Annotated in this window: 13 protein-coding genes and 1 pseudogene; 9 read left to right on the plus strand and 5 right to left on the minus strand. The window is 58.6% G+C overall.

All coding sequences use genetic code 11. The annotated features are described in order from the left end of the window. Nucleotide 1: 1 nt before the first annotated feature. Nucleotides 2–1,078: an ABC transporter ATP-binding protein gene (locus AC0L7L_RS16045; protein WP_272213026.1), complete on the plus strand. Its 1,077-nt coding sequence runs from the start codon at nucleotides 2–4 to the stop codon at nucleotides 1,076–1,078. A 271-nt stretch (nucleotides 1,079–1,349) separates the two neighbouring features. On the opposite strand, the pseudogene AC0L7L_RS16050 reads toward AC0L7L_RS16045, so the two are convergent. Both AC0L7L_RS16050 and AC0L7L_RS16055 read right to left on the minus strand, forming a co-directional pair. Next, nucleotides 1,350–2,254 (minus strand): annotated as a pseudogene (locus AC0L7L_RS16050) (ISL3 family transposase); the annotation flags it as partial. 177 nt (nucleotides 2,255–2,431) lie between these two features. Beyond that, a complete protein-coding gene (locus AC0L7L_RS16055) occupies nucleotides 2,432–3,214 on the minus strand; it encodes a phosphodiesterase (RefSeq protein ID WP_473510051.1) in 783 nt (260 codons plus the stop codon). 309 nt (nucleotides 3,215–3,523) lie between these two features. Here AC0L7L_RS16055 and AC0L7L_RS16060 point away from each other — a divergent pair, with 309 nt between their 5' ends. The 8 genes from AC0L7L_RS16060 to AC0L7L_RS16095 all read left to right on the plus strand — a co-directional run bounded on the left by AC0L7L_RS16060 (nucleotide 3,524) and on the right by AC0L7L_RS16095 (nucleotide 9,847). After that, complete coding sequence (locus tag AC0L7L_RS16060) at nucleotides 3,524–4,831, plus strand: ABC transporter substrate-binding protein (RefSeq protein ID WP_473510053.1); 1,308 nt, start codon at nucleotides 3,524–3,526, stop codon at nucleotides 4,829–4,831. Between the two features lie 70 nt (nucleotides 4,832–4,901). Continuing rightward, on the plus strand, nucleotides 4,902–5,804 hold the full coding sequence (locus AC0L7L_RS16065; RefSeq protein ID WP_272213028.1) for a carbohydrate ABC transporter permease: 903 nt from the start codon (nucleotides 4,902–4,904) through the stop codon (nucleotides 5,802–5,804). Beyond that, nucleotides 5,804–6,691 (plus strand): carbohydrate ABC transporter permease, encoded by an 888-nt coding sequence (locus tag AC0L7L_RS16070; protein ID WP_272213029.1) that lies wholly within the window; start codon nucleotides 5,804–5,806, stop codon nucleotides 6,689–6,691. Before AC0L7L_RS16065 ends, AC0L7L_RS16070 begins: the two co-directional genes overlap by 1 nt. Nucleotides 6,692–6,713: 22 nt before the next feature. Continuing rightward, nucleotides 6,714–7,775 carry an ABC transporter ATP-binding protein gene (locus tag AC0L7L_RS16075; RefSeq protein WP_272213030.1) on the plus strand — a complete coding sequence of 354 codons (1,062 nt, stop codon included), beginning with the start codon at nucleotides 6,714–6,716 and terminating at the stop codon, nucleotides 7,773–7,775. A 10-nt stretch (nucleotides 7,776–7,785) separates the two neighbouring features. Beyond that, entirely contained in the window at nucleotides 7,786–8,562 is a 777-nt protein-coding gene (locus AC0L7L_RS16080) for a DeoR/GlpR family DNA-binding transcription regulator (RefSeq protein ID WP_473510056.1), read from the plus strand. Further along, entirely contained in the window at nucleotides 8,559–8,864 is a 306-nt protein-coding gene (locus tag AC0L7L_RS16085) for a hypothetical protein (protein WP_272213032.1), read from the plus strand. Before AC0L7L_RS16080 ends, AC0L7L_RS16085 begins: the two co-directional genes overlap by 4 nt. Further along, entirely contained in the window at nucleotides 8,771–9,337 is a 567-nt protein-coding gene (locus AC0L7L_RS16090) for an inositol monophosphatase family protein (protein WP_473510058.1), read from the plus strand. The genes AC0L7L_RS16085 and AC0L7L_RS16090 overlap by 94 nt, the downstream gene beginning before the upstream one ends. A gap of 201 nt (nucleotides 9,338–9,538) precedes the next feature. Then, nucleotides 9,539–9,847, plus strand: a complete 309-nt coding sequence (locus AC0L7L_RS16095; protein ID WP_473510060.1) for a transposase — start codon at nucleotides 9,539–9,541, stop codon at nucleotides 9,845–9,847. Between the two features lie 176 nt (nucleotides 9,848–10,023). Here the strand turns inward: AC0L7L_RS16095 and AC0L7L_RS16100 are convergent, their stop codons facing one another. From AC0L7L_RS16100 to AC0L7L_RS16110, 3 genes are read right to left on the minus strand one after another with little or no spacing between them, the layout of a single operon-like run. After that, nucleotides 10,024–11,532, minus strand: a complete 1,509-nt coding sequence (locus AC0L7L_RS16100) for an aldehyde dehydrogenase family protein (RefSeq protein WP_473510062.1) — start codon at nucleotides 11,530–11,532, stop codon at nucleotides 10,024–10,026. Continuing rightward, nucleotides 11,477–12,640, minus strand: coding sequence for a M24 family metallopeptidase (locus AC0L7L_RS16105; protein WP_473510063.1), 1,164 nt, complete (start codon nucleotides 12,638–12,640; stop codon nucleotides 11,477–11,479). Before AC0L7L_RS16105 ends, AC0L7L_RS16100 begins: the two co-directional genes overlap by 56 nt. Nucleotides 12,641–12,660: 20 nt before the next feature. After that, nucleotides 12,661–14,166, minus strand: coding sequence for a class I adenylate-forming enzyme family protein (locus tag AC0L7L_RS16110; RefSeq protein ID WP_473510065.1), 1,506 nt, complete (start codon nucleotides 14,164–14,166; stop codon nucleotides 12,661–12,663). Nucleotides 14,167–14,172 lie beyond the last annotated feature (6 nt).

Here is a 14,172-nt window from a genome sequence, read left to right on the forward strand (position 1 = left end):
AATGGCATCCGTTACACTCAGCAATATCAGAAAGAGCTACGGCGCTCTCGAGGTGATCCATGGTGTTTCACTCAACATCAATGATGGCGAGTTCGTTGCCCTTGTCGGTCCGTCGGGTTGCGGCAAGTCCACGCTTTTGCGCATGATCGCTGGACTTGAGGAGATCACCGGTGGTGATATTTCAATCGGCAGCGAGATCGTCAACGAACTGACACCGCGCGAGCGCAATATCGCGATGGTGTTCCAGTCCTACGCGCTCTATCCACACATGACGGTCGCCGAAAACATGGGCTTCAATCTGCGCCTCGCAAAACGTCCCAAGGCCGAGATCGAGGAGCGGGTCACGGAGGCGGCGCGCATGCTCGACCTGACGGAGCTCCTCGACCGCAAGCCCTCGCAGCTTTCCGGCGGTCAGCGCCAGCGCGTTGCCATGGGGCGCGCCGTGGTCCGCAATCCGGCGGTCTTTCTCTTCGATGAGCCGCTGTCTAACCTCGACGCCAAGCTCCGTGTCCAGATGCGCTCGGAAATCAAGACGCTGCATCAGCGGGTCGAGACCACATCAATCTATGTCACGCATGATCAGATTGAGGCGATGACACTTGCCGACCGCGTTGTGGTGCTGAACAAGGGATATATCGAGCAGGAAGGCACGCCGATCGAACTTTACAAGAAACCGGCCAATCTCTTTGTCGCCGCCTTCATCGGGTCGCCGGCGATGAACCTGCTGCCGGCCACGATCGAGGCGGCCGACGGCGTGCCGTCGGTGCGGTTTTCCGATGGCACGCTGCTACCGGTCTCCAAGAGCCATCATGGAATCACTCCCGGCCAAAAAGTCACGGTTGGCCTGCGACCGGAACACCTCAATCCGGACATCGGCAATGGTGCGGTCATCAAGGGTACCGCATTGCTGGTGGAGCCAACCGGAGCGCAGAGCCATGTTGTCTTCGAGCTTGGCGGACAGCATGTGACAGCAATTGTTGATGGTGAACGCGATATCCATCACGGCCAGACCTTCGAAGCGAAGATCGATCCCGAGCGGGTTCATATTTTCGATACGGAGACCGGCGTGGCTCTATGAAATGAAAAGCCGCCACGCTGGCTGTCTGCGCGACCGCATCACTCACCATGCCAACATCCTTGAGATGAACGGCACAGCTATCGTCTCGCTCAAAGCCGCGCCAGAAAGGCTGACGGAGCCCCTTCAAAAATGTGCAACGCAGGCATGAGCATCCGCTCGGGCTATGTGTTTGATCCCGGACTTTGATGGTGCAATATTTTCTCAACCTGGGAGGGATGCGCTATGGGACAGGTTTTACATGGCAGCGCCACGACGACTGAGCCCGTCCGTCGGCGATCTCGGTGTAGGAAAGACCCTCTTCACGCAAAGCATCGAGCTTCTCAAGTATTTCCTGGCGAGATTACCTATGCGCGAGGCGGGCACGAAGGCGGAGTGCCGCAGCGCCGACGATTGCGTCCTCCGACGGGATAGCCCTGCCGGTAGCACGTCCTGAAAGGCTCATCTGTTCTTCGATGGCAGAACAAAGGTTCTGGATCAGATGAAACCGATCGGCGACCTGCCGGGCCTGCGGCGCGCCTTCACGGACAACCTGCGCATACAGGCCGCAGCGGTCCCGGCTGACGACCTCAACGGAAGGGTGGCTCCGAAGCCACTTGGCCGCACGCTCGCCCCTGAGGTCGTCCAGTATATCGACAACCGAGCGGCGCTCGAGATCGACCATGATGCTTCCACAGCTCGTCGCCAACTCCAATCATCAATGCCGACCATCCGTATCTCGGTGCTGCTGCGGTGAGCGATCGTGGCATCCCGCTTCAACTGCCTCACGATTGTGTCGTCGCTGATGGGCATGCCGAGCCTCTGCATCAAGCGCTCGCCAGGCCGACCGCCCGTATTGTGACCAAGCAGACCGACAATTTCCGCGACCCTTGTCGTCGGGCGCGTATACTGGGAAGCGATCTCCGGCAGCCGGTCGGTGAACGTTTGTCGCTCACATTTCTGATGAGCGCATCGCCAACGGCTCAGCAGAAGCTTCACCGTTGCGGGCTTTCCCTGGACCGGGAAATCCTGCAGGCAGCGATTGGACCAGCCGTGCCGGCGTCTGCTTCGCCGTTCGCAATCGGGGCAAATGCCGATCGCGGGTCCGGCGGCTGAAACACCCCATCTGTCATCATCAGTGAGCGCGACACCCATGACTTTAGTGCCCCGGCCGGGCGACCATTTCGATTTTCTTTGCATGTCCGATCATAGATGTTGCGTCGCTAACGGCCGATGAACCACGCAAAGTGAGGAAGCCCCCTTACGATTCAGTGCTGGATTTCCCAAGGCCTGCACATGGCCGACAATGAGAAACGACAACGCAAGCCACTTGAGCCACATCTCTCTTGTTTCCGATTTTTCAAAATCACACTCATCTCAGAGGCGTTGAGACAGAACAGGCACAACATGCGAGAGCATCGGCGTTCCCGGTTCGACAAGGTGCATGGCAAATTGTGCCGGTTCGCCTGAGAAGCTGTATGGCTGGTTATCACGCAGATCGAAGGCGATCTGGTGCGATGACGAGGGTGACACGAAAACGGGGGCACCACCGCAGGAACCGATGATCGCCCGATGCATGTGCCCGCACAGAATACCCCTGACCTTTCCATGCGCTTCGACCAGACGTGCAAGGCGCTCCCGCCCTTCAAGCAACCCCATGGAATCCATATCGCGCAGACCAGTGGTCAGCGGCGGATGATGCATGAAAATCAGAACGTCGTTTTGTCTTTGACGTGCAAGTGCGTCCTCAAGCCAGTTGAGCCGGGCTTGGCACAGCTCTCCGTGCGGTGCACCTTCGACCAGCGTATCCAAACCAATGATGGTGATCGGGAAACGGCTGTCACACAAGCAAAGGTGGCCTGAGTCCGTATTTCCGACAAAATCGGCAAGTGCCTCACGCATTGGCGCGCGGACATCATGGTTTCCCGGCACAGCCAAGACGGTCAATCCGAGTTTGCTGAGTGCCTCACCGACATATTGATACTCCTCGAGCGTCGCATCCTCACCAAGGTCCCCGGAAAAAAGAACGATGTCGGGCTGAACGGGCTGCTTTGCAAGGTTGGCCATCAGTCTGTCGAACGACGCCTTCGTATCGAAGCGCCCGGCAAGCTTTCTGTCGCCAAGCAAAAGGTGACTGTCGGTGATCTGAGCTATCAGCATAAACCGTTCCTTTTCAAAACACTGCGGAGATATGGCGCGACGAAACCGCGACGATCCTAGCATGCTGTCACTTCGATCCGAAGCGCACGCCGACACCAAAATGTGATATCTCTAATTATAAAACCTCAAAATACTCATTCTACGAAATTCGGCTTCAATGCCTGCTTAGCCGTCATTTACTCCACTTTCTTCATAAAACTGATAAAAATGAGGCATATTTGTTAGATCAGCGGCAAATCTGAAGCCATCAGGTTGGAAATTAAGATCGAAGCGCTTGCATTAAATCCACATTTCAGGAGAAAAATTAGTATGAAAGCCACAAAATTCAACATTTCCAGACGCGGCCTGCTGGCTGGCGGCCTTGCAACCCCCTTCGTCAGTATGATGCCGCACGTGCTCATGCCTGCCCACGCCGCCGAGACGGTGAAGCTTCAGTTCATGTATCCCGTCGGTGTTTCGGGTGACATCAACACAATCATTTCGGGCATGATAGACGAGTTCAACGCGACCCATGACGGGATCGTCGTCGAGGCGATCTACGCCGGTAGCTACGACAACACCGAACAGAAGGTTATTACGTCGCTCGGTGTCGGCGAGCCGCCCTCACTGTGGCTCCCGATCAATTCCTCGCTGCAGACATTCCTCGGCCTTGATGCACTCGAGGACATTACCGAGCAGGCCAAGTCCGACGATATCTACGACGATTTCATCGGCGGTTTTCTCGGTACCGCGATATCCAACGACCGTCTCTACGGGCTTTCCTTCCAGCCTTCGACACCGGTCCTCTATTACAACAAGGATGCCTTTGCTCAAGCTGGCATTCCCGAAGCGCCGGAGACCTGGGACCAGCTTTTCGAAACAGCCAAAGCTCTGACGGTGCGCGATGGCGACGAGCTGAAACGCTGGGGCCTGATCATCGGCGGCGGCTGGCACGACTGGATGTTTGAAGGTTATTGCCGTCAGAATGGTCTGGTTCCGTGGGAGCAGGACAAGGTTCTGTGGGATCGCCCGGAATCTGTCGAGGCGCTCGCCTTCTGGAAAACCATGGTTGATGCCGGCTGCATGGCGCCTGCTTCGACATGGCAGGGCTCCGCCAACGACTTCATGGCCGGTTCGACCGCGATGCTCTACCACTCCACCGGCTCGCTGACCAACCTGCGCACCTCCTCTCCGTTCGAGGTTGGCGTGGCCTTCATGCCGAAGCGGAAGACCTGGGGCGCTTCGCAGGGCGGTGGACCGATCATGATCGCCAAGAACCAGTCGGACGCCCAGAAGGAAGCCGCCTATACCTTCGCGCGCTGGATGACCAACACCGAAAACCAGGCCGCATGGAGCCGCGCGACGGGTTACCTTGCCGTGCGCAAATCCTCCTGGGAAATGCCTGAAATGCAGGAATATCTGGTTGAGGTTCCGCAGGCCAAGGTTGCCATGGAGCAGTCGGCCTATTCCGGTGCCTTCCTGCAGGTTCCGGCCTATTCCAAGGCACGTGAAGTGCTGAAGAGCGCCATCGATCGCACGCTTGCCGGTGAAGTCGAAGTGGAAGCTGCACTTGCCAGCGCCACGGACGAGGTGAACCGCGAGATTGCCCGCGTCATGCGTCGCCAGCAGCGCGGCTGACAAACTTTGGCAATGAAGGGCGCGGGCCAGGTGGTCCGCGCCCTTGTTTAATCCCTTTCAGGATAGCCACATGTCTCAAAACCTCGTTCGCACACAGAGAAAGGAAATGCTGCTTGCCTATGCCCTGCTGCTTCCCTCTCTGGTATTCCTTGCGGCATTCACCTATTGGCCGATCGTGCGCTCGATCTGGTTCAGCCTGCATGATGTCTTGCTCGGCGATCCGGACATCTACTGGCTCGGCGCGGAAAACTATCTGAGACTTCTCAACGACCGGCTTTTCTGGAAGGTTCTCGGGAATACCGCTTTCTACACGCTCACCTCCGTTCCGCTTTCGATTGCCGCAGCGCTGCTTCTGGCTGTCGCGCTTGACAGCAAGTTGCGCGGCATGGCGATCTACCGGTCTGCTTTCTTCTATCCAGTGATGATCCCCTCGGTTGCGGCGGGCATGGTCTGGGTCTTTCTGTATGCGCCGGGTTACGGCCCCATCAACGAGGCGTTGACCGGACTTGGCCTGCCGCGTCTTGACTGGCTCTATGACAGCAAATGGGCGCTTCCGGCCATCGTGATCATGAGCATCTGGAAATATTCCGGCTATTTCATGCTGATCCTGCTGGCGGCCCTGAAGCTCGTGCCCTCGGATCTTCACGAGGCGGCCAAGCTTGATGGCATAAGCGCCTGGGACCGGCTCATCCACATCACAATCCCGATGATCTCGCCGACGCTCTATTTCGTCATCATCATCGGCACGCTGCATAGCTATCAGATCTTCGACTATGTCTATGTGATGACCCAGGGCGGCCCCGCCGACAGCACCAATGTGCTGACCTTCTACATCTATCAGAACGGGTTCCAGTATCAGGATATCGGCTACGCTTCGGCTCTGGCGAATGCGCTTCTCATTTTCGTACTTGGACTTATCGGCCTGGTTTCCCTGACACTTGGACGCCGCGTCCACTACCTCGGAGAACGGTAATGGTCCTCGACACATCCGTGACGCCCGATATTGCCGCCGCTCCGGCTGCTGCTCGCCGCTCTGGCTGGCGGCGAGCGCTGAAAGGCCAATGGCTGCATCTCATCATGCTGCCACTCGCGTTTCTCTGGCTTTGCCCACTGATCTGGATTGCGGTTACCTCGCTGAAAACAAGCGCGGAAGTGTTCGACCCAGCTGCCGGCTTCTTTCCCGCGATACCCAATTTCTCGAACTATCCGAGCACGCTTTCGGTTGCGCCTTTCGGGAAGTACCTGGTGAACTCGATCATCGTCACCAGCTCAATTCTGGCTGGCCAGCTCGTGACGATCACGCTTGCGGCTTATGCTTTTGCGCGGCTGAATTTTCCCGGCAAGAACGTCCTCTTCACGCTGTTTCTGCTGCAGGTGATGTTTCCGATCTATGCGATCTTTCTCACCAATTTCGTGACGCTAAGGGAAATGGGACTGGTCAATACCATCCCGGCGATGATCGTGCCCTTCGTTGCATCCGGTTATGGCACCTTCATGCTGCGCCAGAGTTTCCGTCAGGTTCCTTCCGAACTCTCCGATGCAGCACGACTTGATGGCTGCAATCACCTCGAGATTCTGTGGCATGTCTATCTGCCGCTGGTGCAGCCGACGCTGATCGCCTTCGGCATCATCTCGGTCGTGACCCACTGGAACGATTACATGTGGCCGCTTCTGGTTACCAATTCGGAAGATATCCGCACCTTGCCGATCGGGCTTGGCCTGCTGGCAAAGGCAGACAGCGGCGCCGACTGGCCGCGGCTGATGGCCGGCACCACCATTGTGGTATCGCCGCTTCTGGTGCTTTTCGTGATCTTCCAGCGGCGCTTCATCGACAGCTTCATGCATACCGGCGTCAAGTGACGCTGCAATTCGGAGATAAAACATGGCCACTGTTCAGCTGAACAATGTCAGCAAATCCTATGGCAAGAGCCGGACTGTGCATGACATCAATCTGACGATTGAAGACAAGGAATTCATGGTGATGGTCGGGCCATCGGGCTGCGGCAAGTCGACCACGCTCAGGATGATTGCTGGACTTGAAGACATTACCACGGGCCAACTGGTGATCGATGGGCGCGACGTGACCGATGTTTCGCCGCAGAAACGCGACATCGCCATGGTGTTCCAGAGCTACGCGCTCTATCCGCACATGACGGCCTATCGCAACATGGCTTTTGGCCTGATGAAGACGACGCGACTGACAAAGCCGGAAATCAACACCCGCATTCACGAGGCAGCTGAAATCCTGCATATCACCGATCTGCTCGACCGGCGACCGAAGGAGCTTTCGGGCGGCGAGCGGCAGCGTGTAGCTATCGGCCGGGCGCTTGTCCGAAAACCCAAGGTGTTTCTGTTTGACGAACCGCTGTCCAATCTCGACGCAAAGCTGCGCAACCGCATGCGTGCCGAGCTGAAGCGTCTCCATGCCGAACTGGGGCTGACCGTTATCTATGTGACGCACGATCAGATCGAGGCGATGACGCTTGGAACGCGCGTTGCGATGATGTCGAAGGGCCGTCTTCAGCAGCTTGGCGCGCCGATGGAACTTTACATGAAGCCCGCCAACACCTTCGTTGCGACCTTTATCGGCTCGCCCGAAATGGGGCTGATCCCGTGCAAATCCTCTGCCGGCAAGATCGGTCACAATGCATTCATTCAGGAAATCGCGATCGGAAACGATCTGCCGAACGACATCATCATCGGCATGCGTCCGGAGGAGATGACAATCACCCAGCACGGAATGGCCCGCGGGCGTGTGGAACGGACAGAACTGATTGGTGCCGAAGCACTGGTCGAGGTGGCGCTTGGCGAACACCACGTTGTCATCAAGAGCCCGGTCATGGGAGCACCGGAAATTGGTGATGATGTCGGTGTCGACTTCGATCTCGCCCGGATGCGAGTATTCGATGCCGCTTCCGGCCATGCTATTTGGCCGCAGGCCTGATGGGGGTAGAATGACTCGCTCAGTTAGACAACAACAGATCCTGAACTTGCTGGAAACGCGGGGGCGCGCTGCGATATCGTTTCTCGCCGAAGAATTCGAGGTCTCCGACGAGACGATCCGGCGTGACCTGAAAGTACTGTCCGGCGAAGGCATCGTTGAGAAGTTTCATGGCGGTGTGCGCTTGTCGATGCCGCGCGCCGAACCGCCCTTCGAGCGCCGTCTGACCGAGGCTTCGGCAGCGAAGGCCGCCATTGCCGCGCGGGCTGCAAAGCATATCCGCGAGGGTGCGACCCTGCTGTTGGACAACTCCACAACCGCCTGCTTTCTCGCGCGGGAGCTGACCCGGCGCGAACCGATGACAATCCTGACGATCTCGCTGGAAGTTGCCCAGATCCTTGCCACGTCCGGCAAGCAGCATCGCGTGATCATACCGGGCGGGGAACTGCGTTCTGCCGACAAGACGATCATCGGTGCAGGTGCCATCAGCTTCCTGTCGGAATTCACGCCGAGCTATTTCGTAATGTCGGTGGTCGCCGGCTCCGTCAATGGCTGTCAGGATTTCGATCTCTTCGAGGTCGAGTTCAAGCGCGCCATGCTGTCGCGCGCCGATGAAACCATCCTGTTGATGGATTCCAGCAAGTTTTCGAAATCGGGACTCGTTCAGGTCTGCAGCTGGCCGGATATCGACGTGCTGGTGACCGATCACGCTCCACAGGAAGTCCTTGACCAAATCGAATACGGACATGTGCTGCTGTCTGAGACAGCGCCGTCTGGAGAAGCTGAATGAACACATTGGACGGTTTTGAAGCCGCCGCGCTCAATGCGCTGGCAGCGTCGCGCAAGCTGGCACGTTCGCATTTTCGCCAAGGGCTGGAGGTCGATCACAAAAGCGACCAAAGCCCGGTAACGCAGGCAGACCGCGCCATCGAAGAAGCCATGAAAGCCGTGCTAAGCGGTTTTTTCCCGAACATGGAATATTCGGAGAGGAATTCGGCGTGTCTGGAAGCGATGCGCGCTACCTCTGGGTGCTTGATCCAATCGATGGAACCAAGAGCTTCATTTCCGGCGTACCCATCTTCGGAACACTGATTGCCCTACTGGACAATGGTTCGCCCGTCCTCGGCGGGATAGACATTCCGATCCTCAACGAAACCTGGATCGCCCGGAAAGACAGCCCCACCCAAATCAATGGCAAGCCATGCCGGAGTGGATCGTGCGAACAGCTGGATGAGGCAATCCTCTTTGCCACGTCGCCGGACCAATTTGACAACGATGAATATGCTGCCTTCGAGGCGCTCAGCAGTGCCTGCTCATCAAGGAGATTTGGTGGCGACTGCTATAGCTACGGCCTGTTGGCATCGGGGCATATCGACCTCGTTATGGAAGCCGGACTTGAACCCTATGACTACCTTGCGCTTGTGCCAATCGTGACAGGTGCTGGCGGCACCATCACCGACTGGCAGGGCAAGCCGCTGACGCTTCAGTCAAAAGGGCAAGTGATCGCTGCCGCCACGCCGGCGCTTCACCGCGCCGCACTTCTGCGGCTTTCTATCTGTCCATGATAAACGTTAAGCACTGCCGGAACAGCCTGGTATTTTGATCTGAGGTGACATGGTCTTCGGGTTTTGTCGCAAAATTTCATGGTTTGGTTCCGGCAGCCTATGTAAAGCCGTTCTTAAAGCGGCAGAAGAATGACTGGGGAGACACCGAGGCTGCGTCCCGCCGCAGCATGCGTTTTGTTGCCGTGAAGAGTGCTGATAGACATGGCCGTGCGGCGGCTGTGCACCGTGCCCGGGATCGGTGCGATTACTGCCTTTGCACCGGAACCTGAAACATTCGAGAATGGGCGAAACTTTGCCGCCTCGCCGGGCAGGGTCACGCCACCGAGGTCGGCTGGAGGCAAAGTCCGGCTTGGGGCCGTAAGCAAGATGGGCCAGTGCGAAATTCGTAAGTTCCCGATCGTCGGAGCCATGAGCATGATCCGATGGGTTGTCCGCAAAGGTGGCAGCAAAAATTTCTGGCTGGCAAGTCTCGTCGCGCGCACACCGAGAATGCTGGAGGCTGTTGCATAGGCTAACAAGATGGCGCGCATGATATGGCCCGAAAGAACGCTGGTTCGTCTCAACCGCCCTGAAACCGACTGGCCCATGAAAAACCATGGACCAGCGGGGTGCCCCTCACACAGTGGCGTGGATCGGATTTTTTTGCCTTGCAAGGAGGCCGACGTCACTCGGCTTTGTCGCCTTGATCAGGCATCCTGCGGCAACTGAAGGGCGCGCTCCTCTAGGAATTCGGACAGTCCAAAGGGGCCGTTTTCACGGCCATAGCCGGAGTGTCTGAAGCCGCCGAACGGGGCGTCCAGATTGAAGGGGGCGCCGTTGATATCGATCTGTCCGGTTTCCATGCGCACAGCGAAGTCCTGCGCCCTCGCCTCATCCAGCGACCAGACCGCGCCAGCCAGCCCATACCTGGTTCCGTTGGCAATCGCCAGTGCTTCGTCCTCATCGCCATAGCAGATGATCGACAATACGGGCCCGAAGATTTCCTCCTGGGCGATGTCGCTTGCGGGATCGACCCTTCCGAACACTGTCGCACGTACGAAATGACCGGGGCCGTCAACCGGTTCGAGACCACCTGCAACCAGCTCCGCGCCGCTGTCTATCCCCTTGCCGATATAGTCGAGCACCATGTGTTTCTGGCGTTCGGAAACCAGCGGGCCAAGCCGGGTCTGATCGTCAACCGGGTCACCGGGGACAAAGCGGCTCGCCGCCTTTGCAGCGATCGACTTCGCCTGCTCATAGCGGCTTTCCGGCACCAGCAGGCGCGTCAGCGCCGAGCAGGTCTGTCCGCCGTTCAAAAAGCAGGCATTGACAGTGTTCTTGACGGCGCGCTCCAGGTCGCCGTCTTCGAGAATGACGGCAGCGGACTTGCCCCCGAGTTCCAGCGACACCCGCGTCAGGTTTTCGGCCGCAAGCCGGGCGATGCGTTTGCCGACGGCAGTGGAGCCGGTAAACGAGATCATGTCGACCTCCGGGTTCGTCACCAACGCCTCGCCGACGCTTTCACCATCTCCCACGATGAGATTGAACACGCCGGAGGGCAGACCGGCCTGCTCAAGCACCTCGGCAAGCAGGAAGGCGCTGAGCGGCGCCACCTCAGAGGGTTTCAGGACGACCGTGCAGCCGGCGGCAAGCGCGGCCGCGACCTTTGCCGTTACCTGATGCAGCGGATAGTTCCAGGGCGTAATGCAGGCAACGACGCCGACGGGAACCTCAAGAATGCGCGAATTAGCGAGCCGGGTTTCGAAGTTATGGGTTCTGGCACGCTCGGCATAGCGCTTCCAGGCCTCAATCGGCAATCCTGCCTGAATCGCCCGGCTCATCTTGATCGGCATGCCGACTTCGTTCGTGATCAGTTGCGCGATGTCTTCGCGGCGTCCCTCAAGCAGTTCGGCGGCGCGCGCAAGGATGGCACCTCGCTCGAAGCCGGAGGTTGCCGACCACTCCGCAAACGCGCCGTGCGCGGCGTTGACGGCCTTGGCAACGTCGGCGGGAATACCGGCGGGCACTCTGCCCACCGGCTTCAGGTTCGAGGGATTGGCGATGACAAATTCGCCAGTTCCTTCGGGGGAACCCAAGTGCCGCCAATGTAGAAGCTGTCGTAATTCATCATCTCGTCCTCCTTCTCGAGAAAGCGTCAGATCAGCCTTCGTAGACCCAGGGCTCGATTGGCGTTTTCGACATGCATTCCGCTCCATCCTCGGTGATCACCCAGGCGCGCTCGTAACGCAGCCCCCCGATGCCCGGCAGGTTGCAGGTGAGCGCGATGATTTCCATGAAGCCGGGCTGCATCACATAGTCGGGTTCGCTGACATATTCCATCGCGAAGTCGGTGAAGGACGGATACCACTCATTGCCAAAAGCGCCGATGCCGTGGCCGAAACCGCGGATCATGTCTCCCCAGCCCTTCTCAACCGTGAAGCGGCGGACATCACTTGCAACATCACCGATCGTACGGCCTGGCTTCAGGGCCGCCGTCAGGTAGTGGCAGCTTTCCACATAGGCATCGATCAACTGCTGCTGCTCAGCCGTCGGATTGCCCATGATCGCGTTGTGGGAGACATCGCCGAGCATCATCTCATACATCGCATGCAGGTCGATCAGCAGGAACTCGCCGCGCTGGACGACCTTGCGGGTCGAAGGCGTGCAGGCGCCGGTCCAGGTTCGGTGGCCGGAGGCGATTTCCTGGCCGCCTGTGAATGTCCAGGCGAATTCGCTGCCGAGTTCGCGGGCTGCCTGCTCGGCAATGCCGGCGATTTCCGTTTCGGCCATGCCCGGGCGCGCGGAGCGGCGAACCGCTTCCTGCGCGGCGTCGGTAATGGCGGTCGCCTGACGCATCAGCGCAATCTGCTCGGGTTCCTTGATCAGCATCAGGTGATCGATCGGCGTGGTCAGATTGGTCAGTTCGGCTTCGGGCAAGGCGGTCTCGAGCGTCGTGTATTCATGCTTGGTGATCATGCCCTCAGGCAGATACCAGGAATAGCCGTCCTCGACCGCGACCCGGCCGGTGTGCAGGCCGAGTTCGCGGACACGGCGCACGGCCATCTCGATCATCGAATGGCGACCATAGCCGGTGACATTCTCGAGCCAGCCCTCGGCGAGAACGCGCGGCGCATCCATGTTGACGGTAATGAGCTGGATCTCGCCTTCGGCGGGAACGATCACAACGCTGCGCCACGGCACGAAGCCGCCGGAGAGGTGGGTGATGGTTTTCAGCCGAGTGCCGACCAACACATCCACGCCTTCGTCGCGCAGCATGGCCTGGAAGCGTCCAAGACGCTTCTGAAAATCGATATGAACCTGCATTGATTGAACTCCTGGTATGCTTAAAGGTTATTCTTCAGTTCACGCTTCAGGATCTTGCCGGAAGCATTTTTCGGGAGAGAGGAAACGAATTCGACCCGACGGGGTCGCTTGAAGCCGGCGAGCCGCTCGGAGCAGTAGGCGATTACCTCTTCGGCGTTGGTTCCCCCCTCGCCGGCGGGCACGACGACAGCCACGACCGTCTCGCCCCAGACCGGATCGGGCATGCCCACCACCGCGCATTCCAGAATGCCGGGGTGGCTCGAGAGCACGTCTTCGATTTCGCGCGGATAGACGTTTTCGCCGCCGCTGATGATCAGGTCAGACTTGCGGTCAACGATGTAGACAAAGCCCTCATCGTCCATCCGGCCGAGATCGCCGGCAGTGAACCAGCCATTATCAAGAACCGCAGCGGTGCGGGCCTCGTCCTTGTAGTAGGCATCGAAGCGCCCTTCACAGCGCGAGAACACCTCGCCGATCTCGCCAGAGCGAAGGGGATGGCCCAGTTCGTCACGGATCTGGACTTCGGCGCCGAAACAGGGCTGACCGCAGCAGCGCTCCTTGCGCCATTGGTCCTCCGGGTGCAGCACGGTGATGAAGCCGCTTTCGCTGGCGCCGTAGAACTCATGGAGCACCGGTCCCATAACTTCCATGACGCAAGTTTTCGTCGCGGTCGAAAGCGCCGCCCCGCCGGTGACCACCGAGCGCAATGCGGAAAAGTCGGTTTCTTCGAAACGCGGCTCCTGCATCAGCAGGTTCAGCATGGTCGGCACCATGAAGGTCGCCGTGATCTTTTGCCTCTCGATGGTCTCGAGTACACGGGCTGCTTTGAATTCCGGTTCAATGTAGATGCCGCCGCCGGCCTGCAACACCATGAGGGGCATGAAATGCACCCCGTGGAAGAACGGCGAAAGCGCCAGAATACGGTCGTTGCGGGTGTAGCCGAACTCGATGATGCCGGCCCATATGCACATGGCCGTGCGCTGGAAGGAGCGGTGAAGGCCCTTGGGGTTTCCGGTTGTGCCGGAAGTGTACATCATCCAGAAAGGCGCCTGCGGATCGACCACTATCGCCGGATCGGCGTCGTCCCCGGCCTCCATCAGGCTTGCCCAGGAAAAGGCATCATCGATGACGGGATTTCCGATCACCAGAACATGCTCGACTTTGGAAAAGAGTGCCCGATGGGCCACGATCTCGTGCTGGGCACTTTCGCCGATGACCAGAAAACGGGCCTCGGAGTGATCCAGCAACACGGCCATTTCTGTCGTTCTGAGCCAGAAGTTGAGCGTGACAAGGCGCATGCCGAGCCGGGCAGCGACATGGAAAATCTCCATGTATTCGATCGAATTGCGCGCATAGACGGCAATAGCATCGCCGGGCCGGACACCCATGGAGATAAGGCCATTGGCAAGCCGACTTGTTCGCGCGTTCAGCTCTGAAAACGTGAACTGCCGGTGCGCATCGGCAAGGCAGACGGCGTCCGGCCATTTGACGGCATTGGCGGCAAGCGCGTCGGAAAGTGTCAGCATGGATTT

The organism is Martelella sp. K41-7 (assembly GCF_055808365.1).

Bases quoted from the DNA above. Each gene is read 5' to 3' on its own strand.
- AC0L7L_RS16045 (WP_272213026.1), top strand. From the start codon at position 2: ATGGCATCCGTTACACTCAGCAATATCAGAAAGAGCTACGGCGCTCTC.
- AC0L7L_RS16055 (WP_473510051.1), bottom strand. From the start codon at position 3,214: ATGCTGATAGCTCAGATCACCGACAGTCACCTTTTGCTTGGCGACAGA.
- AC0L7L_RS16060 (WP_473510053.1), top strand. From the start codon at position 3,524: ATGAAAGCCACAAAATTCAACATTTCCAGACGCGGCCTGCTGGCTGGC.
- AC0L7L_RS16065 (WP_272213028.1), top strand. From the start codon at position 4,902: ATGTCTCAAAACCTCGTTCGCACACAGAGAAAGGAAATGCTGCTTGCC.
- AC0L7L_RS16070 (WP_272213029.1), top strand. From the start codon at position 5,804: ATGGTCCTCGACACATCCGTGACGCCCGATATTGCCGCCGCTCCGGCT.
- AC0L7L_RS16075 (WP_272213030.1), top strand. From the start codon at position 6,714: ATGGCCACTGTTCAGCTGAACAATGTCAGCAAATCCTATGGCAAGAGC.
- AC0L7L_RS16080 (WP_473510056.1), top strand. From the start codon at position 7,786: ATGACTCGCTCAGTTAGACAACAACAGATCCTGAACTTGCTGGAAACG.
- AC0L7L_RS16085 (WP_272213032.1), top strand. From the start codon at position 8,559: ATGAACACATTGGACGGTTTTGAAGCCGCCGCGCTCAATGCGCTGGCA.
- AC0L7L_RS16095 (WP_473510060.1), top strand. From the start codon at position 9,539: ATGGCCGTGCGGCGGCTGTGCACCGTGCCCGGGATCGGTGCGATTACT.
- AC0L7L_RS16100 (WP_473510062.1), bottom strand. From the start codon at position 11,532: ATGGAGCGGAATGCATGTCGAAAACGCCAATCGAGCCCTGGGTCTACG.
- AC0L7L_RS16105 (WP_473510063.1), bottom strand. From the start codon at position 12,640: ATGCAGGTTCATATCGATTTTCAGAAGCGTCTTGGACGCTTCCAGGCC.
- AC0L7L_RS16110 (WP_473510065.1), bottom strand. From the start codon at position 14,166: ATGCTGACACTTTCCGACGCGCTTGCCGCCAATGCCGTCAAATGGCCG.